Annotated in this window: 16 protein-coding genes and 1 tRNA gene; 9 read left to right on the forward strand and 8 right to left on the reverse strand. The window is 41.0% G+C overall.

From position 1 onward, the window contains the following. Positions 1-5: 5 nt before the first annotated feature. The 4 genes from HCG69_RS05350 to HCG69_RS05365 form a co-directional block, all read right to left on the reverse strand. On the reverse strand, positions 6-2,057 hold the full coding sequence (locus HCG69_RS05350; RefSeq protein WP_255585449.1) for a hypothetical protein: 2,052 nt from the start codon (positions 2,055-2,057) through the stop codon (positions 6-8). 59 nt (positions 2,058-2,116) lie between these two features. Continuing rightward, positions 2,117-2,548, reverse strand: coding sequence for a SufE family protein (locus HCG69_RS05355; RefSeq protein WP_221649182.1), 432 nt, complete (start codon positions 2,546-2,548; stop codon positions 2,117-2,119). A 35-nt stretch (positions 2,549-2,583) separates the two neighbouring features. After that, complete coding sequence (locus HCG69_RS05360; protein ID WP_221649183.1) at positions 2,584-3,585, reverse strand: M28 family peptidase; 1,002 nt, start codon at positions 3,583-3,585, stop codon at positions 2,584-2,586. 74 nt (positions 3,586-3,659) lie between these two features. Then, the gene (locus tag HCG69_RS05365; protein WP_221649184.1) at positions 3,660-4,571 is read right to left on the reverse strand and encodes an LD-carboxypeptidase; all 912 of its coding nucleotides are present in this window, start codon (positions 4,569-4,571) and stop codon (positions 3,660-3,662) included. Between the two features lie 167 nt (positions 4,572-4,738). Here HCG69_RS05365 and HCG69_RS05370 point away from each other — a divergent pair, with 167 nt between their 5' ends. Continuing rightward, a complete protein-coding gene (locus HCG69_RS05370; RefSeq protein ID WP_221649185.1) occupies positions 4,739-5,647 on the forward strand; it encodes a phosphate acyltransferase in 909 nt (302 codons plus the stop codon). Between the two features lie 8 nt (positions 5,648-5,655). After that, complete coding sequence (buk, locus tag HCG69_RS05375; RefSeq protein ID WP_221649186.1) at positions 5,656-6,717, forward strand: butyrate kinase; 1,062 nt, start codon at positions 5,656-5,658, stop codon at positions 6,715-6,717. A gap of 968 nt (positions 6,718-7,685) precedes the next feature. Here the strand turns inward: buk and pnp are convergent. Next, positions 7,686-9,812 carry a polyribonucleotide nucleotidyltransferase gene (gene pnp, locus HCG69_RS05380; protein WP_221649187.1) on the reverse strand — a complete coding sequence of 709 codons (2,127 nt, stop codon included), beginning with the start codon at positions 9,810-9,812 and terminating at the stop codon, positions 7,686-7,688. Positions 9,813-10,008: 196 nt separating this feature from the next. Here pnp and HCG69_RS05385 point away from each other — a divergent pair, with 196 nt between their 5' ends. The 3 genes from HCG69_RS05385 (at position 10,009) to HCG69_RS05395 (ending at position 12,255) form a co-directional block, all read left to right on the forward strand. Further along, entirely contained in the window at positions 10,009-11,160 is a 1,152-nt protein-coding gene (locus tag HCG69_RS05385; protein WP_221649188.1) for a thioredoxin-like domain-containing protein, read from the forward strand. A 180-nt stretch (positions 11,161-11,340) separates the two neighbouring features. Next, positions 11,341-11,805, forward strand: a complete 465-nt coding sequence (gene greA / locus HCG69_RS05390) for a transcription elongation factor GreA (RefSeq protein ID WP_007487469.1) — start codon at positions 11,341-11,343, stop codon at positions 11,803-11,805. A 51-nt stretch (positions 11,806-11,856) separates the two neighbouring features. Continuing rightward, entirely contained in the window at positions 11,857-12,255 is a 399-nt protein-coding gene (locus HCG69_RS05395) for an HIT family protein (RefSeq protein WP_221649189.1), read from the forward strand. Positions 12,256-12,319: 64 nt separating this feature from the next. On the opposite strand, the gene HCG69_RS05400 is transcribed toward HCG69_RS05395, so the two are convergent. Continuing rightward, positions 12,320-13,495: a DUF418 domain-containing protein gene (locus HCG69_RS05400; protein WP_221649190.1), complete on the reverse strand. Its 1,176-nt coding sequence runs from the start codon at positions 13,493-13,495 to the stop codon at positions 12,320-12,322. A gap of 162 nt (positions 13,496-13,657) precedes the next feature. Next, complete coding sequence (locus HCG69_RS05405) at positions 13,658-14,740, reverse strand: mannose-1-phosphate guanylyltransferase (RefSeq protein ID WP_025868293.1); 1,083 nt, start codon at positions 14,738-14,740, stop codon at positions 13,658-13,660. 158 nt (positions 14,741-14,898) lie between these two features. Between HCG69_RS05405 and HCG69_RS05410 the strand changes: the two genes are divergently transcribed. Together HCG69_RS05410 and HCG69_RS05415 are read left to right on the forward strand one after the other, a co-directional pair. Further along, positions 14,899-14,982 (forward strand) — tRNA-Leu (locus tag HCG69_RS05410). 74 nt (positions 14,983-15,056) lie between these two features. Next, positions 15,057-15,431 (forward strand): ASCH domain-containing protein, encoded by a 375-nt coding sequence (locus tag HCG69_RS05415; protein ID WP_221649191.1) that lies wholly within the window; start codon positions 15,057-15,059, stop codon positions 15,429-15,431. A 70-nt stretch (positions 15,432-15,501) separates the two neighbouring features. Here HCG69_RS05415 and HCG69_RS05420 read toward each other — a convergent pair whose 3' ends face one another. Then, positions 15,502-17,052, reverse strand: a complete 1,551-nt coding sequence (locus HCG69_RS05420; protein WP_255585459.1) for an alpha-galactosidase — start codon at positions 17,050-17,052, stop codon at positions 15,502-15,504. A 383-nt stretch (positions 17,053-17,435) separates the two neighbouring features. Between HCG69_RS05420 and HCG69_RS05425 the strand changes: the two genes are divergently transcribed. Both HCG69_RS05425 and HCG69_RS05430 read left to right on the forward strand, forming a co-directional pair. After that, positions 17,436-18,755: a TolC family protein gene (locus HCG69_RS05425; RefSeq protein ID WP_221649193.1), complete on the forward strand. Its 1,320-nt coding sequence runs from the start codon at positions 17,436-17,438 to the stop codon at positions 18,753-18,755. 11 nt (positions 18,756-18,766) lie between these two features. Next, entirely contained in the window at positions 18,767-19,801 is a 1,035-nt protein-coding gene (locus HCG69_RS05430; RefSeq protein ID WP_221649194.1) for an HlyD family secretion protein, read from the forward strand. Position 19,802 lies beyond the last annotated feature (1 nt).

The raw sequence follows: 19,802 nt of genomic DNA on the forward strand, positions 1-19,802 counted from the left end.
ATCTTTTATTTCTTCTTTTTCTCAAGGCAATATACCCTTACGTCACCGGCGGGAATCTCACATTTCAATTCATTTCCTGTGGGGCTTACAGAAGTGTCGGTCCATAATTCCTTGATGCGTTTTACGTTGGCCACATTGACTCCCAGTCTGGTTAGGCTGATTGTCTCTGTGGCTTCTTTCGATGCATTATAATTGAATACAGCAAGGTAAAGCGCATTTTCTGTGTCAAGCATAAAGAACTTCTCTACACCATAAGTGCCGCTTCCCGTACTAAAGTTAACAGGCATATTACCTTCTACCGGACGAAATGAACGTCCTAATTGTGCTAATGCATTGATGCCGGCATTAAGCACTACCTTTTCCGCCTGGTCACGAACCGTCTGATTGCCTGGATAGGAGCCTTTCAAACTAAAATTGTCACCTAATAACATGGTTCCTGTCATAGCTCCTGTAGTGACGCGAATACGGCTGGCTCCTTCAGAATTACCATTCAGTACCAAATGATCGGGGTCATTGTATGGATATACACGATCCAGCCACCAACCAAACGAAAGGCTATTGAGCATATACTGGCTGTTGTCTATACTTCCCCAGGCATCGCATGAAATGCGGCGGGCGTGACCATATTGCGACGGAAATACGGGAGCAATAGAGAGATCAATAAAGAGATCATTACCACAAGCTTTGGCGAAGTAATTCATACCATAGTTGTAGGCTTGTATGCCGGTGGTAATGTCCGGATTATAAAACTTATCGGCTTCCAATGCTGCGTTGTTGATAAAGTCTATTTTTACGTACTTGTAACCCCAGTCTTTGAAACGTTTTATTTGCCAGTCTATACGGGCCAGCGTACCGGGATGCGTGGGGTCAAGTGCATAAGATTCTATTTTGCGACGTTTGCCGCTGGCAGTAATGATGATATCGCCATATTTGTATTTACCGTTTGTGCCTTCCACATCCCAGTTGTCTTTCTCACCTCCCCAAAAGGAGAAGGGTGTCCAGTAAATACCCGGAATCTGCCCGTTGGCTTTGCAATGAGATACGAAGTCTTTGAGCTGTTGTTCATTAAAGTTATCCCAAAAGGAATCGAGTATCATATATACCTCTCCGTTTTCATTATGAAATCCGGCAGGTTGCAATTTATTTCTGAAATAATCTGAGATATCAATAGCACCGGTATAATTCACTTTATCGGCCATACCTCCCCAACTTTGCCAGGCAAAAATTGTCCCTTCCTGCCAGGGTAGTGGTGGAGTGATAAGAGCTGTAGCTTCACCGATGCTCTCCATACCGGTACGCCAGTCTTTGAAAAAGCCAACGAGGATTTTGGGTGATTTGATGCGTGTACCATACAATTTTCCATGTTTATGGATAGCAGGTCCTTTTTCCGGGCGAATGTCATTAGTGCGGGCATCTGCCAGTCCGCCAAATACGGAGAGACTTTGCAGGCGGTTATTGTCCGAACTACTGTAGGTTATGCCGGTTTTCCAGTTGTCATGCTCTATCGAACCCAGGCAGAGTCCCTGGCGGCTGGTGGCATCATAGAAGGCTGTTACTTCACAAGAAACAGAACTGGTGTTCCAGGGATTGGCGGAGTAACCACGGAAACTATCATTGTCGAAGGGGACATCCAACAGCCGATTGTCACCATCGGCAGGCAGGAATGTGCTACTGGTATTACTCATAATCGGAGCTATCCAGTTACAGCTTGTTCGTTGATCTGATGTGAGATAGGCTTCTGTCAACAGATAATTGCGTGTGGGATAAAAGTAGAACACTTGTTCCAGGTTTTCTTTACCAGGCCGGCCGGAATAGACATATGTATATTTTTTGCCTTTACCGAATGTGTCCGAGATATTCTCCCGTTTCAAAGTAGCAATGGGATAATCGGAACTTTTCAAGACCTCTCCACTGGCATTGATTGCCTGTACGAAGGCCTCCTTTAGCAGTGTTGTTTCCTGGTAGAGATAATCTACTGTTTGTGTGTGTTTATTGAATGTAATTCTCCACTTTCCGTTCTTGATATCAAGATTTCCTGCAAGCAAAGTTTGTGCCATAAGGCACAAGCTGCTTGCAAGTAGAAAGCATTTAAATCCGCAGATTTTCATTTTGATTCTTATTTTTTACTCTCGTCTTTGGCTTTAAATGCCAATGCATAAAGCCGCATTTGCTTTACCATTGAGAGTAAACCGTTGCTACGAGTGGGCGATAGATGTTCTTTTAAGCCTATTTTATCGATAAAATAAAGGTCTGCATTTAAAATTTCATCCGGTGTATGTCCCGAAAGAACTTTTATAAGCAGAGCAATGATACCTTTTACAATCAGCGCGTCACTTTCCGCTTTGAATATCATTTTACCATTTACTTCATCAGCTTGTAGCCATACGCGGCTTTGGCAACCTTCAATCAGATTCTGTTCCGTTTTGTATTTCTCTTCAAGCGGTTCTTGTTCATTTCCTAAATCGATAAGCAACTGGTAACGATCCATCCAGTCATCGAAGTCGCTGAATTCAGCTATCACTTCGTCTTGTAATTCATTAATTGACATGAGTATATCTATTTACATGGCACGTTGTGCACATATTATTTTTCGTTATAAATTACTTCCATCACTGTTTGCCCTACGGCTTTGAGAGTGTTACGGTTGATGTTGTCCATGTCATCTTTCAATGTGTGCCACGTCGGGTCAAAAGAGTATTCTCCTTCCGGGTCACAGGGAACGATGTCAATTGTTTTGATTCCTGCTATTTTATTGATAAACAGATGATCGTCCGTTGCTCCACCGTTAACTTCATTGATAAAAAACTTTCCATATCCCAGTGCATTGGCTTTTTTCCATACTTTCTGATTAATGTCTTTGGCGTATTTTTCAGAATAAGCTTCGCGGTAGAAAGTGGGTTGTTGTCCGCCTACCATGTCGAGTAGAATTCCGAAACGGGCGTTGTAACCCTGTACGTGAGGATTGTGTGCCCAATATTGTGCACCCAGGCACCAGGCATCTTCTTTGTGGGCGCCCGTATAAGATTGATGTGTACCGTAGTCTTCAGCATCAAGGAAGATAATGTCGACTCCCAGTTCCGGCTGTTGTTTCTGCATCTGACGGGCTATTTCGAGTAATACTCCTACACCGCTGGCACCATCGTTTGCTCCCAGAATGGGGGTGTGATGATTCTTGGGGTCCGGGTCATTGTCAGCCCAGGGACGGCTGTCCCAATGTGCAAAGAGAGCTATACGTTTTTTACTTTCCGGTTTGTAGGCCCCAATGATATTACGGGCTTTTAGCAATGTACCGTCATAGGCGATAAGATCGGCATATTGGCTGGTTACTTTGGCTCCGAATTTTTCCAGTTGTGATGCAAGGTAGTTACCGCAGGCAACGTGTTCTTTACTGTTGGGCACACGTGGTCCGAAGTCAACCTGTGATTTTACGTATTGATAGGCGCTGTCTGCATCAAACTGAGGCGTCTGGACTGCTGCAACTTCCTCAACCGTTTCACTTGCCTTATTCTTGTTTCCGCAAGAAGAAAGAGAAAGAGTGGAAAAGAGTAATAGACCGGCCAGTAACATGGTATAATTCCTTTTCATTTTAGATAACTGTTTTTATTGTACAGGCAAAAGTAATGATTTTCACTATAGCTTGCTCCGGAAGCCATGGTTTATTAACAAATGAACTTCAATTCAACTGATTTTTTACCTACTGTAAACTCTACTTCTGCCCCATTGATCAGTGGCAGGTTATTGGTAACATGCCCCACCGGGAAATTGAAACAGACCGGGTAGTCATATTCCTGTACGAGATCGGCCAGCGCGGCATATAGTACTTTTCCCAGTGAACGGTCTTCTTCATATTCGGTGAATTGTCCGATAATAAGTCCGGAAAGTTTTTCGAGCACTCCGCCCAACTTCAGATTGTACATCATACGCTCTATGGCATGAGGACGTTCGCTGACATCTTCAATAAAAAGAATTGTTCCTTCTGCCGGTATATCATAAGGTGTACCCCGTAAACCATGAAAAACAGCCATATTGCCCCCACGGAGAACACCGCGTGCTGTTCCTAACTTATTCAGTACATGCCTTCTGTTGCAATATTCAGGTAGTTTGCCGCTAAGAATATTTTTCAGATGTAATGTGCAGGGATCATCCTCCGGTTCTACAGTAAGATGACGTGCCATCGGCGCGTGCAAAGAAGCAAAACCATTGAATTGTATAAGATTGTGGAGTGCAGTAATGTCACTGAACCCTATTACCCATTTGGGATGTTCACGAAAAAGAGTAAAGTCGAGTTTCTCAATGAGATGTATAGCCCCGTATCCACCCCGACTGCAAAAAATAGCTTTTATTTCCGGATTGTCTATCGATTCCTGAAAATCTTTTAATCGTTGTTTGATGGTTCCTGCGTATCTACCCGACGAAGCCCCTGCATATTTACCTGTTACAACTTTTAATCCCCAGGATTCCAACCGTTTTTTGGCTCCTTTAAGGAACGACTTATCTATTTTACTTGATGGAGATACGATGGCGACTTTGTCACCTTCACTTAAATAAGGAGGTAGAATCAGGCTATTCATACGCATTTGTTGTTTTTTGCAAATGTACATATTCAACACATTGTAGCATAAAGTTTAACGAATTTTATTCCCTGCGTGACAAAATGTTACGCGTATACGTTATTTTTATACTTTACTATGCTGTATTTTTCAATCATTTTTCTGATATTTGCTAAAAATCTAACGTTATGGAACCTATTAGAAATTTCGATCAGCTGACATCTCATTTGAAAACGTTGAATAGACGGAAGAGGATTGCAGTAGTTTGTGCCAATGATGCCAATACAGAATATGCTATAGCCCGTGCTCTTGAAGAAGGAATTGCTGAATTTCTGATGATCGGAGATTCGGCGATACTTGAGAAGTATCCTACTTTAAAGAAATATCCCGAATTGGTAAAAACCATCCATGTTGAAAATTCGGATGAGGCTGCCCGTGAGGCTGTACGTATTGTTCGTGAAGGTGGAGCAGATATTCTGATGAAAGGGATTATTAATACGGATAACCTACTTCATGCCATTCTCGACAAGGAAAAAGGACTGTTGCCTAAAGGGAAAGTATTGACTCATCTTGCTGTGATGCAGATTCCGACCTATAATAAATTACTGTTTTTTTCTGATGCGGCCGTTATTCCCCGTCCTACTTTGCAACAACGTATTGAAATGATCTGGTATGCCATTCATACTTGTCATTCTTTTGGGATTGAACAGCCACGTATCTCTCTTATCCATTGTACGGAGAAAGTCAGTGCCAAGTTTCCCCATTCGTTAGATTATGTGAATATTGTGGAGTTGGCAGAGGCCGGTGAGTTCGGTAATGTTATTATTGATGGTCCGTTGGATGTCCGTACTTCCTGTGAACAGGCAAGTGGTAATATAAAGGGGATTGTTTCACCTATCAACGGGCAGGCAGATGTTTTGATATTCCCTAACATCGAGTCTGGTAATACTTTTTATAAGTCAGTGTCTCTTTTTGCCAATGCAGATATGGCAGGTTTGCTGCAAGGTCCTGTTTGTCCGGTGGTATTGCCTTCACGCAGTGATTCCGGTTTGTCAAAATATTATAGCATGGCTATGGCATGCCTTACTTGTAAATAAGATGTATTATGAAGATACTCGCCATTAATCCCGGTTCTACTTCGACGAAAATTGCCGTTTTTGAGGATGAAACTCCGTTGTTGGTTCGTAACATTCGTCATACGGTAGACGAGTTGGCTACCTTTCCACAGGTGACCGATCAGTTTGATTTTCGTAAATCTCTTGTACTTACGGAACTGGAGAAGGAAGGAATTCCTTTCCAGTTTGATGCCATTATCGGCCGTGGAGGACTGGTAAAACCAATTCCCGGAGGTGTATACGAAGTTAATGAGGCTATGCGGCTTGATACTCTTCATGCTATGCGTACGCATGCCTGCAACCTGGGATGTCTTATTGCGGCAGAGTTGGCTTCTATGCTTCCCGGTTGTCGTGCTTTCATTGCTGATCCCGGTGTGGTGGACGAAATGGATGAAATACCTCATATCACAGGATCGCCTCTTATGCCTCGTGTTACGATCTGGCATGCATTGAACCAGCGTGCTATTGCCCGTCGCTATGCCCGCGAACACGATACGAGATACGAAAATCTGAATCTTGTTATTTGTCATCTGGGCGGAGGTATTTCTATTGGTGCCCACGATCATGGGCGTGCTATAGACGTAAATAATGCGCTTGATGGTGAAGGACCGTTTTCGCCTGAGCGTGCAGGAACTCTTCCGGCCGGGCAATTGATAGACTTATGTTATAGTGGACGTTTTACGAAAGATGAATTAAAAAAACGTATCTCTGGTCGTGCCGGTCTGACAGCACATTTGGGTACGACGGATGTTCCTGCTATTGTAGCTTCTATAGAGAATGGAGATAAGAAGGCGGAGTTGATATTGAATGCAATGATTTATCAGGTGGCCAAGAGTATTGGTGCGGCTGCCGTAGCTCTTTATGGTAAAGTAGATGCAATACTATTGACGGGAGGGATTGCCCATTCCGATTATGTCGTTTCCCGTTTGAAAGAACGTATCTCTTTTCTTGCTCCAGTGTATGTCTATCCGGGTGAAGATGAGCTGGAAGCTCTGGCGCAGAATGCATTAGGAGCTTTGCGAGGAGAATTGCCTATTGCTGAATATAAATGATACAGGTTGGGCGTATAGAGAACAGCGATATTTTATTGTAATAATAGTATAGAATACTTTGCTTAAGATATGAAGTTTGCTATGAAAACATCCGGATGTTGTGTATCACAACATCCGGATGTTTTATATAAGAACATGGGGATGTTTTTGTTGTAAAAGTGTACTTTTATCTACAATAAGAAAGTACGGTAATGATTAGAAGCATTACCGTGGTTTGTTCTATTGATCCGTAGTATAACTTGTAGGCTAAGCCTATGAGAAGTACTCTAACTTATTATAGAATAAGGAGCAAAGTATTCCCAGCTTTACTCTCTGTAATCTTCTTTTTTCAATTTAAGCTAATTAGTATAGCTTTGGGAGGCTTCGATATTGTTTTATTATTAGCATCAACCGTTATGGTGTGTCTGAGACTTACGTATTCTTATTATAAATAAACAGGAATTCGGCCTGTGATTCTACTTCTGAGAATAATAGGCTCATTATCAGATTATAACAAGGAATACTAACATTGTACGTTGTGATTAGTTATTTTCGCTGTAAACTTGAAATATAATGAACAAAAGAAGGAAAAGAGTAATCTTTATAGTAGGTAATATTTGCTTGAATGCTAAACTTTTTAGGCATAAATATCCTTTCAAAGAAATTTTTCTCATATCTTTGTAATGTGTTAAGTTAATAAATTGATTAAGGTCGATTTTTGACTGTTTCGAATCGGAAAGTATGGGGGTACTTTCCGATTCTCTTTTTCAGAGAGAATCGGACTTTCTATAATATTTCATGTACGCTCTGATTGTTGATTTGATAAGTAAGCCAGTAGTTTTTCTGAATGATTTATTAATGGAAATGCCGGAATTTTCGGTTATTATTCTTTGGGAAGTGTTTTTAGAGAAAAACAAACTTATTAATAAAAAAATGGCTGAACTACAATAAGTTCAGCCATTTTTTATCTTATAAAAAGCAATGCTTTGTTATTTCTTTTCCGGTTTTGGAAGTAATACTTTTCTGGACAGCTTAAATTTGCCAGTTTTAGGATCAACATCCATTAGTTTCACTTCAATCTCGTCACCTTCTTTGATTCCGGCTTCTTCTACTGTTTCCAGACGTTTCCAGTCGATTTCAGAGATGTGGAGCAATCCGTCTTTACCCGGTAGGAATTCAACGAATGCACCATAAGGCATAATAGAACGAACTTTACCTTTGTATACTTCACCAACTTCGGGTACAGCAACGATGCCTTTGATGATACGCATAGCGTCGTCAATGCTTTTCTTGTTTGTTCCGGCTATTTCGATACGGCCTACTCCGTCTGTTTCTTCGATGGTGATAGTAGCACCTGTATCTTCCTGCATACCCTGAATGATCTTTCCGCCCGGGCCAATGATAGCTCCGATGAATTCTTTCGGAATAGTCATTGTTTCAATACGTGGAGCATGGTCTTTCAGCTCAGTGCGAGGTTCGTTAATAGTCTCAAGCATTTTGCCGAGGATATGCATACGTCCTTCTTTTGCCTGATTCAATGCACGTTCAAGGATATCAAATGACAAACCGTCTACTTTAATATCCATCTGCGTAGCAGTGATACCGTTTTCAGTTCCGGTTACTTTGAAGTCCATATCTCCCAAGTGGTCTTCATCACCAAGGATATCCGAAAGTACTGCATATTTGTCTTCACCTGCATTCTTGATTAATCCCATAGCGATACCAGATACCGGTTTTTTGATCTTTACACCTGCGTCCATCAGTGCCAATGTTCCGGCACAAACAGTAGCCATGGAAGAAGAACCGTTGGATTCGAGGATATCAGAAACGACACGAACTACGTAAGGATAATCTGTAGGGATCATACCTTTTAATGCACGCCATGCCAAGTGTCCGTGACCAATTTCACGACGTCCTACACCACGCTGTGCTTTTGCTTCTCCTGTAGAGAAAGGAGGGAAATTATAATGCAATAAGAAACGCTCTTTTCCGTGAACCAGTACATCGTCTATAGTTTTTTCATCGAGTTTGGTTCCAAGTGTAACAGATGTCAGTGACTGAGTTTCTCCACGAGTAAAGATAGCTGATCCGTGAGGTCCCGGCAATGGATTGACTTCGCTCCAGATAGGGCGAATCTCGTTTGTCTTACGTCCGTCCAGACGTTTACCTTCGTCCAGAATGCAACGACGCATAGCTTCTTTTTCTACATCATGGTAGTAACGGTCGATCAATGCGCTTTTCTCAGCCAGTTCTTCTTCAGTAAACTGAGCTTTGAATTCGTCACGGATAGCATCGAAAGCTTCCTGACGTTCGTGCTTGTTTCTGTTTCCGGAAGCTGCAATAGCATATGATTTGTCATAGCAAGCCTCGCGAACAGCCTTACGAAGTTCTTCATCGTTTTCTTCGTGTGAGTATTCACGTTTTACAGTTTTACCAACTTCCTGAGTTAGTTCCATCTGTGCTTTACAATGAATCTTAATAGCTTCGTGAGCTACTTTCATTGCTTCCAGCAGTTCAGCTTCTGATACTTCGTGCATTTCGCCTTCTACCATCATGATGTTTTCATAAGTAGCGGCAACCATGAGGTCCATATCTGCTTGTTCAAGCTGGTCGAAAGTAGGATTGATAACGAACTTACCATCAATACGTGCTACACGTACTTCTGAAATCGGTCCGTTGAATGGAATATCTGATACAGCAAGTGCTGCTGAAGCGGCAAGTCCTGCCAATGCATCGGGCATGTCAACACCATCTGCTGAGAACAGGATAATATTTACATAAACTTCTGCGTGATAATTATCGGGGAATAGGGGGCGGAGAGCACGGTCTACTAAGCGGCAAGTAAGAATCTCATAATCGGAAGCTCTTCCTTCTCTTTTTGTAAAACCACCAGGAAAGCGGCCAAATGCTGCAAATTTTTCTTTGTACTCTACCTGAAGCGGCATAAAATCTGTTCCGGGAACTGCATCTTTAGCGGCACAAACAGTAGCAAGTAACATGGTGTTACCCATGCGAAGCATTACAGAACCGTCTGCCTGTTTTGCCAGCTTTCCCGTTTCGAGCGTGATGGTTCTGCCATCTCCCAGCTCGATCGTCTTAACAATTGGGTTGATCATAAAAATTGTTTTATCTATATTTTCTTTCAAAATTCCTGCAAAGATATATATTTATCGTTCTAATATCGTGGGAATGAGATAAAAAGTTATTGCTTATTTGGTTTTTTTTCAAAAAAAGGGTGAAGAACAGAACAAAATGCTTTGACGAGTCTCGAAAAGAACTATATTTGCAGTTCGAAAAATAACATGCATAGATATGAAAAAAATAACTTTTGTAGCACTTGCTGCCTTAGCTTTGAGCTCTTGTAATTCCGGCCCCCAGTTTAAAGTGAATGGGGTGGTTTCGGATGCCAATGGTAAAATGCTTTATCTGGAATCATCAGCTCTTGAGGGTATTATACCTTTGGATTCAGTGAAGTTGAAGGGGAATGGTTCGTTCAGTTTTCGGCAAGCTCGTCCGGAATCTCCTGAGTTTTACCGGTTGCGTGTAGACGACAAAGTTATTAATTTTTCAGTTGATTCAACAGAGACCATTGAGATAAAGGCGCCTTATGTTGATTTTGCTGCTTCCTATACGGTAGAAGGCTCTGAAAACAGTCAGAAAATTAAAGAGTTAAGTTTGAAGCAGGCTCATTTGCAGAATCAAGTGAATGTGTTACTGGCAGCTGCCCGTTCCAATAAATTGGGGCATGATGTTTTTGAAGATAGTTTGTCTGTGTTGCTCAAGAATTATAAGGACGACGTGAAAGTAAACTATATTTTTGCTGCTCCCAATACAGCTGCTGCTTATTTTGCATTGTTTCAGAAGTTGAATGACTATCTTATTTTCGATCCATTGAATAGTAAAGACGATATTAAGTGTTTTGCGGCGGTGGCTACCAGTTTGAATAATTCCTATCCTCATGCTATCCGTTCCAAGAATCTGTATAACATTGTTATAAAGGGCATGAAGAATACGCGTGCTCCTAAGCAGAAAACGATTGAAATACCTGAGGATAAGATAGCCGAAACCGGCGTAATTGATATTAGTTTGCGGGATATAAAAGGAAATGTTCGTAAACTCAGCGAACTAAAGGGGAAGGTTGTCTTGCTGGATTTTTCTGTTTATCAGACTCAGGCAGGTGCTCCCCACAATCTGATGTTGCGTGAGCTTTATAATAAATATGCAAATCAGGGATTTGAAATTTATCAGGTGTCTTTGGATGCAGATGAGCATTTCTGGAAAACATCAGCCGACAATCTGCCTTGGGTTTGTGTGCGTGACGGTAATGGAATATATTCCAGTGTTGCTGCGTTATACAATGTTCGTCAGGTGCCTGCTCTCTTTCTTGTGAACCGGAATAATGAACTGAGTGCACGTGGTGAAGATGTAAAAGACCTGGATAGTGCGATCAAATCATTGCTTTAAGTTGTTATAAATTAGAAGATTTCATTTAAATATGTTACATAGCATTGGTTTTTGCTTGACGCGTATCATTTAAAAGCCTATCTTTGCAAAAGAAATAATGAAAAGAGGGTTCCAGCATGGCTCATGTTGGAATTCTTTTTTGTTTTATATGACCGTTTAAATTAAAGGAGGAAAAACATCATGGCTTATATGTCAGAAGAAGGTTACAAGAAATTAATGGCAGAACTAAAAGAGCTGGAAACAGTAGAGCGCCCTAAGATTTCTGCGGCAATAGCCGAAGCACGTGATAAAGGTGACTTGTCAGAAAATGCAGAGTATGATGCTGCAAAAGAGGCGCAAGGTATGCTTGAGATGAAAATCAATAAGCTGAAGGCAATTATTGCAGACGCGAAGATTATTGATGAGTCAAAACTGAAAACAGATTCAGTACAGATTTTGAATAAAGTAGAACTGAAGAATACAAAGAATGGTATGAAGATGACTTATACCATTGTATCCGAAAGTGAAGCTAACCTGAAAGAAGGAAAGATTTCCGTAAGTACCCCAATTGCTCAGGGACTACTTGGCAAGAAAGTGGGGGATGTTGCTGAGATTCAGGTGCCACAAGGTAAAATCAGTCTGGAGGTAGTAAACATTTCATTTTAACACTAAGGCAGGTCCGTTATAAGGGCTTGCCTTATTTTATATATTTAGGTTATGGCAACAATATTCAGTAGAATTATCGCAGGTGAAATTCCCTGTTATAAGGTGGCAGAAGATGAACGTTTTTTTGCTTTCCTTGATATCAATCCGCTGGTGAAAGGGCATACGTTGGTTATCCCCAAGCAAGAGATTGATTATATTTTCGATTTGAGTGATGATGACCTGGCAGCCATGCATGTCTTTGCCAAATCGGTAGCTCGTGCTATAGAGAAAGCTGTTCCTTGTAAACGTGTGGGGGTAGCTGTTATGGGTTTGGAGGTTCCTCATGCTCATATTCATCTTATTCCTATCAATAAGGAATCGGATATGATAATCTCCAATCCGAAACTAAAATTATCTGATGAAGAGTTTAAGGAAATAGCCGGAAGCATTCATCAGGCATGGGTGAAATAAATACCTTCTTCTTCTAAATAATGGAAAAGCGCATTGTCCGGGTGGATAGTGCGCTTTGTTGTTTTTATATCTTTATCCATGTACCTTTGCGCCATAAAAACTCAAGTGGTCCTTGTTTATGGTGTTCCAGCCAGTAGCGACTGAACATCAGCTGGATCGTAAATATGAATAATCCGATGAATAGCGTTGCGGTTGCTCCGGTAGATGCATAAAGTCCTAATCCAAAACCATAATAAATACAAACGCCTATGATGGACTGTGAGATATAGTTAGTCAGGCTCATTCGTCCATAGGGAATAACTATCTGCTGCCATTTATATCCGTCGCCTTTCTTAAACCATAACAATGTAAATGCAGAGATTAAAATAAGCATGAAAGTAAAATTTGCCAGCGATGGAATGGCTATGTTGAAGGGCGTTAGTACAGACTGATTATGGATGTATGCCGGAGCAAAAACACGAAGGATATGTAGTGGAATAAAAGTGATGATAGATAGTTTGAGTATATGCTTCCAGGTACGGATTGTAGATGTACTTTTGATAAAGTATTTCCTGCGTCCCAGTAACATCCCGAACATAAATAAAGCGGCTGTTTGGAATAGACGTCCATTTTCTACCTGCCAGATATTACTGTATAATTGTCCGTTCCATATATTATTGTTTAAAACCTCAAGAAAAGTTCCGTGACTGGTAGCCTCTTTGGCAAGTAGGGCATAAGGCATGAACTTATCTGCGCTTATTATGTAATCGGGGTTTAATAGTGCATAGATCATTCGTCCCCATTCAAAAGGTTGGAGTAGCAGAATCAGTGCAATCCAGAAGACCGTTTTATCTTTTAGTCTGCAAACGGGAATCAATGTGAGTCCAACGATGGAGTAAAGCAATAAGATGTCGCCATTATAAAATAGTGCATGCAATTGTGAAAACAAGAATAGCAAGATCATGCGCCAGGCAAAACGTCCACGGAAATCTATTCCCCGCTTTTCGGCATTGTGGTATTGAATGTAGAAACTAAATCCAAAAAGGAGTGAGAATGTTGCATAGGCTTTTCCTGCAAATATGAAGAACAGAGTATTCCATATCCCTTTGTCCAGCGTTTGTAGCCAGTCGGGTTGAACTTCGGGAATAAAATAAATATTGTAATGCTCTAAGTTGTGCAATAATACAATAGCCAATAAGGCAAAACCACGTAGTGCATCTACTACATTGAGTCTGTGAGAGTTTTGAAGAGTTTTGTCCATTTCTCAGTTGGTGTTATTCTATAAACCGGACATATCCGGAATGGTAAGAGATTTTTCGACAAAGATAAAGGAATAGTTGTTAATATCTATATATCTTTTGCCAAAACTGAGATAGAGTATATACTTGATAAAAAAAAGGGGCTTTTTAGCCCCTTCCTTTATTTAGATATAGTCATCTCCCATTTTTATCTGGGCGTCATTGACATATTTTCGTATAGCATGTTCTTCGTCTTTTTTGCAGATGAGCAATACGTTTTCTGATTCAGCAACCAGGAAACCTTCAAGTCCTTCAATGACTGCCAGTTTTCCTTCAGGCAAGACAACTATATTGTTTTTGCTGTTATATATTAATGATTCGCTTTTCAAAGTGACATTGTTGTTCTCGTCTTTCGGAGAGAGGTCATACAATGATCCCCATGTTCCTAAATCCGACCAACCAAAGTCCCCAAGTGACACATAAACATTATCTGCTTTTTCCATTACCCCAAAGTCAATAGATACATTGGGACAAGCAGGGAAGTTCTCTTCAATAAAAGAAGTTTCTTCGGGAGTTCCGTAGAAATCTTTTCCTGCTCCCAGCTTTGATGCTAATTCGGGTAATAATATTTCGCTGGCTTTGATAATGGTATTAACGTTCCACATGAATAATCCGGAGTTCCAATAAAACTCACCACTTTCTACAAAAACTTTAGCCAGTTCGAGTTCTGGTTTTTCTGTAAAAGTTTTTACTTTGTAGAAATTCTCTCCATCCTGTTCGGCTATCTGAATATATCCGTAACCTGTTTCCGGTCGGTTCGGTTTAATGCCTAATGTGAGTAGTTTGTCTGAATGTGCTACAAAGTCGAGTCCTTTTTCAATTGCTTCCAGAAACTCACCTTCTTTTAGTATCAAATGGTCTGAAGGAGCTACTACTATGTTAGCATTTGGGTTTAATGCACGAATATGATAGGAAGCCCACGCGATACAGGGAGCGGTATTTCTTCTTGCCGGTTCAAGTAAAATTTGATCCGGATTCAATTCAGGAAGCTGTTCTTTCACCAGGTCCGCATACATTGCATTGGTTACGATGAGTATATTTTCCGTGGGGATTACTTTGTTAAAGCGGTCAAAAGTTTGTTGTAACAAAGAGCGTCCGGTACCAAAGAAATCCAGAAATTGTTTAGGCAGAGTTTTGCGACTAAATGGCCAGAAGCGGCTGCCAATGCCACCTCCCATAATTACACAATAATTATCTTTACCTGTCATGATATTGACTGTTTTTAAAAGTTTCTGCTAATTTACGGTTTATTCTTTGAACAGAGAAGTGTTTAAGGGATGTTTTATAATTTTTTCCTCCTTTTTTTATCAAAAAGCTTGTAGGTTTAGAAAAAAGACGTATCTTTGCACCGCAATTGAAACCAAATGCCCAGATGGCGGAATCGGTAGACGCGCTGGTCTCAAACACCAGTGGATTCACTTCCATCCCGGTTCGACCCCGGGTCTGGGTACTGAAGCGGAGAAAGTTGAAAAACTTTCTCCGCTTTTCTTTTCTACCCCTTCGTAATATTTAGTGCTTTTAGAAGTGGAAATAAAACATAAGATACAATTTGGTGGTAATACAGATGAATTAGCAGGAAAGGTATTGTCAGGAGAAAAAATTGTTACCTCGTCTTTATATGCTTATTACCGTATGAATTTAAAGGAAATGAGCAAAGTGGGTGACTATGTTTCCATATTAGATTCATCTGGGAATGAAGAATGTGTTGTGAGGATAGAGAGAATGGAAATAGTACAATTTCAAAATATAACGGAAGCATTTGCTATTGAAGAGGGGGACAGTAGTTTGTGCAATTGGTTGACTATTCACACCGAATATTATTCTACACAATCTGAGAAGCTTGGTGAAAAGTTTACGGGAGAAACCGAATTGGTATGTGAGTGGTTCAGGGTAGTTTAAAAGAAGCACAAGGATTTTTTCCTTTAAATTATGGAATAATCCTTGATGCTATTTTACGGTTTAATCCTGTTTAGATGTCTTTCTCTAGCGTGAAACAATCTATATCCGGTGCCCAGCAGTAGGGACTGCACATACGTATTACATTATTTCCGGCTTTTAATTCTACAGGTAATGTGATGATTGCCATACCTTTTGACTCATCGGTTTGTAGATCCTTTAGCATCGTTTTTTTGCCATTTACTTCGACTTCCAGTTTGCGGTCTGTACCCGGGACATAAGAAATATGTAATTTATACCGGCCACCTTTTTCACTGTATACTTCGTTCCATTCGGCATAATTCTCTGCCTGTCCGCCCAGATAACGTACAATCATACCTCCTGATGCTTCTTTGAATGGTGCATATAGGATGTTCCTTGGATGCGTTGCCAGATCGTTATAGCATGGCAGATATGCCCATTCCGCCTCATAACGGGTGGGTTCCAGGCGTTGTTCGGCTTCCAGACGAAGTATTTTCACACTATGAGGAGGCAGCTCGTATATCAACTTATTGGTAATGGTACCGGCTGATTGACATTTTATTAAATCACGTACTTTTATTTTTCCGCCCAATTCGAGCAATGCCGTCGGTATCGAGAAAGAGCAAATTGTGTCAGAAGGATTATAGAATGCTACTGCACGTACCTTGCCCCGCTTTTGTTCAATATCTTTCGTCAGTATATACCCCCCATTCTGATGCTGCACTACATAGGCTTGCAAACCTAACGGATCCTGATTGAGTGCAATGAGTTCTCTGTTTTTCAATAATTCCAGAGAAGATTCGGGGATTGTTGTTAGGTCACAACCGATAAGTAGCGGTGAACTCATGATACACCACATACCGAAGTGTACCTCCTCCTCTTCCGGTTTCAGTCCGCGACCAATTTCCAGCATATCCATATCGTTGTAATGTCCGCCTCCGGCATACGCAGATAAATACAGGTTTTTGCCGATAATATATTTGATGGATTCCCATTTGGGATTGATATCTGCACTGATACGCCACGAGCGGGCAAGGTCTTTGGCCCATGTACCGGGAAATGCCCAGCGACAGATATTTAATGAAATATTCCGGTTGCAAACCGCATCAATAGCCTGCCGAATTTCGGTATAGCGCTTCTGTTCTTCCAGTGCCAACGACTGTCCTGCACCACAGTAGTCTATTTTAATAAAATCGAAACCCCATTCGTTGAAGAACAGGTCAGCATCCTGTTTTTCGTGTCCATACAATCCTACACCAACACCATTGGGGTCTTTGTCCCAAATAGAACCACAGGTATTGCTTCCGGCATCGGAATAAATGCCCGCCTTTAAACCTTTGGCGTGAATATAGTCGGCTACACACTTTAAGCCATTGGGGAAACGTTCGGGATGTGTTTGTAACTTTCCGTTTTCATCACGCCAGCCAAAGAAACCATCGTCTACATTTACATACAGATAGCCGGCTTCTTTCAGACCTTGGCTGACCATTGCATCGGCCTGTTTCTTGATCAACGCTTCGTTGATATGAATACGATAGGTGTTCCATGAACTCCAACCCATAACTGGTGGATCCAATTGGTTGATCTGGGCCATAGCCCCCATCGTTATGGTACTTAGCAAGAAGAGTGATAAACTACTGATGTGTAGGAATTTCATAGATACATTCATTTATTATTGCCAATGCTTACATTATCTGCAAAGTTACTATTTTTTTGTTTTGTCATTGTTGAACTGCTATTTTCTTTTTAATGTCATTTTTTAAGTTTCGTCTTTTTTTGTACCTTTGCACCCGGATGGGATATAAAGTTCCACGTAATAAATGAAACAGCAATTTAAAACGCCGCATTCATCTTTTCTTAATGATGTATTAATCAAGCTTGCACTTTTCCACAAGTGGGGAAGAGAAAATTCCGATTAAGTAATCCCTTTACTTAATTTCCCTTTTTTTTTATTTTTCATATTTTAAATTCATAAGTAATACACGTATGAGCAAATTTTCTTTGTTCATAATGGCGTTATGTACGCCGTTATGTTCTATGGGTACGTATGCCCAGGAAGAGGTCAGGCAGGTGATATCCATTGATGAAATGTTTTCACTGGCCGACCAGAATAGTAAATCGTTGCGTCCGTATGCCACCGGAATAAATGAGGCACGTGAAGGGGTTCGAGTCGCAAAAAATGCCCGTCTACCGGAGATTGACGCCTCTTTATCTTTTAGTTATCTGGGTGATGGGCGTATGATGGACCGTGATTTCTCTAACGGTTTTAATGCACCAATGCCACATTATGGTAATAACTTTGCAATCGAAGCTTCCCAAGCTATTTATACGGGTGGTGCCATCTCCAATGGGATAGCTATTGCACGTTTGCAGGAAGAAAATGCTAATTTGAGTCTGGAATCCAATCGTAATAACGTTCACTTTTTGTTGGTGGGATATTATCTGGACTTGTTTAAGCAGCAAAATATGTTGCAGGTATATGAAAAGAATATAGAACAGACCAAGCAGGTACTTAAAGATCTCCATGTGAAAGAGAGTGAGGGAATTGTCCTGAAAAATGATATAACGCGGTATGAATTGTTATTGTCCAATCTGCAACTTACCCATACACAAATTCAGAATACAATAACAATTTTGAATAATAACCTGACTACGACTTTGGGCTTACCCTCTGCTATCAGAGTAAGTCCGGATACTACTATTTTATCGCGTGTACTTCCGGTGGAGAGTACAGAGAGCTGGACTGCTACTGCCTGTGTTAATTCTCCCACGTTGAAACAAATGTCACTTGCCATGCAGATAACCCAACGTCAGGATAAAATAATAAGATCTGAGCGAATTCCCAAAATCGCTTTGTTTGCTGGCAATCGTTTTGATGGACCTATCATCATTGAAGTACCACCTATCAATAAGAACTTCAATTATTGGTACGTGGGGGTAGGAGTGAAGTATAACTTTGCTTCTCTATATAAAACGAATAAATCGGTATCCCGTAGTAAATATTCTGTTCAGCGCGTTCGTGAGCAATACGAAGATGCCAAAGAACAAACCGAGTTGGCGGTAAAGGCTGATCATGTCAAGTATCTGGAGTCTTATGTAGAGCTGAATACTCAGCAAAAGAGCGTAGAACTGGCCCTCCAGAATTATGCGGTAGTCAGTAACCGATACAAAAATGATATGGCACTCATTACCGATATGCTGGATGCCAGTAATGCAAAACTGGCGGCTGAATTACAGCTGGTGAATGCTCAGATTAATATCGTTTTCAACTATTACAAACTTCTTTATATTTCCGGAACTCTCTAAAAAATGTGATTATGAATAAGAAAACTAAAAAGCTGACTTTTAATGTTGTTGTTATCGTTCTGTTAATAATCGGGCTTGTATGGGTTTGTGCCCGTTTTGTACATCTGGGTAATGTAGAATTTACCGATAATGCCCAAGTGCGTCAACACATTGTACCGGTCAATAGCCGGGTGCAGGGGTTTATTAAGAAAATCTATTTCACAGAATACCAGACCGTGCACAAAGGTGATACATTGGTTGTGATTGAAGATTCTGAATTCCGTTTCAGACTGGCACAGGCAGAAGCCGATTACCAGAATGCTTTATCCGGAAAGACGGTAGTGACTTCGACTATACATACTACTCAGAATAATATTGCTGTATCCGACGCCAGTGTTCAGGAAGCTAAAATACGGTTGGACAACGCCGGGCGGGAATACAATCGTTATAAGAATTTGCTGGCGCAGGATGCTGTAACCCGTCAGCAGTATGATGCCATTCAGACAGAATATGCAGCCTCAAAGGCGCGTTATGAACTTTTGCTCCGTCAGAAACAATCTACTGCACTTGTTAATCAGGAACAAACCCGTCGTTTGGAGCAGACCGATGCCGGTATTAAAGTAGCAGAAGCTGCCTTGAATCTGGCCCGGCTGAATCTTTCATATACTGTGATTCTGGCACCTTGTGACGGGACAACCGGGCGGAAGGAGATACAGGAAGGACAATTGGTACAGCCGGGACAAACGCTGGTAGATCTGGTAGATGAAAAGGACAAATGGGTGGTAGCAAATTATAAAGAAACACAGACAGCACATATTAACGAAGGATACAAAGTCGATATTGAAGTAGATGCCATACCGGGTATTGTATTCAAAGGTTTGGTGAAATCTGTTTCACAGGCTACTGGAGCCAGTTTTTCTCTTATTCCGCAAGACAACTCAGCTGGTAATTTTGTAAAAGTAGAACAACGGATTCCGGTTCGTATCGAATTTTCCAAAGACAACAGGCCGGAGGATATGAAGCGTCTACGCGCTGGTATGAATGTAGAATGTATTGTTAACTATTAAT

Source organism: Bacteroides sp. K03 (genome assembly GCF_019734355.1).
GTDB classification, from domain to species: domain Bacteria; phylum Bacteroidota; class Bacteroidia; order Bacteroidales; family Bacteroidaceae; genus Bacteroides; species Bacteroides nordii.

Coding starts and splice junctions, on each gene's coding strand:
- HCG69_RS05355 (WP_221649182.1), bottom strand. CDS start 2,548: ATGTCAATTAATGAATTACAAGACGAAGTGATAGCTGAATTCAGCGAC.
- HCG69_RS05365 (WP_221649184.1), bottom strand. CDS start 4,571: ATGAATAGCCTGATTCTACCTCCTTATTTAAGTGAAGGTGACAAAGTC.
- pnp (WP_221649187.1), bottom strand. CDS start 9,812: ATGATCAACCCAATTGTTAAGACGATCGAGCTGGGAGATGGCAGAACC.
- HCG69_RS05420 (WP_255585459.1), bottom strand. CDS start 17,052: ATGGGGGCTATGGCCCAGATCAACCAATTGGATCCACCAGTTATGGGT.
- HCG69_RS05360 (WP_221649183.1), bottom strand. CDS start 3,585: ATGAAAAGGAATTATACCATGTTACTGGCCGGTCTATTACTCTTTTCC.
- HCG69_RS05385 (WP_221649188.1), top strand. CDS start 10,009: ATGAAAAAAATAACTTTTGTAGCACTTGCTGCCTTAGCTTTGAGCTCT.
- HCG69_RS05370 (WP_221649185.1), top strand. CDS start 4,739: ATGGAACCTATTAGAAATTTCGATCAGCTGACATCTCATTTGAAAACG.
- HCG69_RS05400 (WP_221649190.1), bottom strand. CDS start 13,495: ATGGACAAAACTCTTCAAAACTCTCACAGACTCAATGTAGTAGATGCA.
- HCG69_RS05430 (WP_221649194.1), top strand. CDS start 18,767: ATGAATAAGAAAACTAAAAAGCTGACTTTTAATGTTGTTGTTATCGTT.
- greA (WP_007487469.1), top strand. CDS start 11,341: ATGGCTTATATGTCAGAAGAAGGTTACAAGAAATTAATGGCAGAACTA.
- HCG69_RS05405 (WP_025868293.1), bottom strand. CDS start 14,740: ATGACAGGTAAAGATAATTATTGTGTAATTATGGGAGGTGGCATTGGC.
- HCG69_RS05395 (WP_221649189.1), top strand. CDS start 11,857: ATGGCAACAATATTCAGTAGAATTATCGCAGGTGAAATTCCCTGTTAT.
- buk (WP_221649186.1), top strand. CDS start 5,656: ATGAAGATACTCGCCATTAATCCCGGTTCTACTTCGACGAAAATTGCC.
- HCG69_RS05425 (WP_221649193.1), top strand. CDS start 17,436: ATGAGCAAATTTTCTTTGTTCATAATGGCGTTATGTACGCCGTTATGT.
- HCG69_RS05350 (WP_255585449.1), bottom strand. CDS start 2,057: ATGGCACAAACTTTGCTTGCAGGAAATCTTGATATCAAGAACGGAAAG.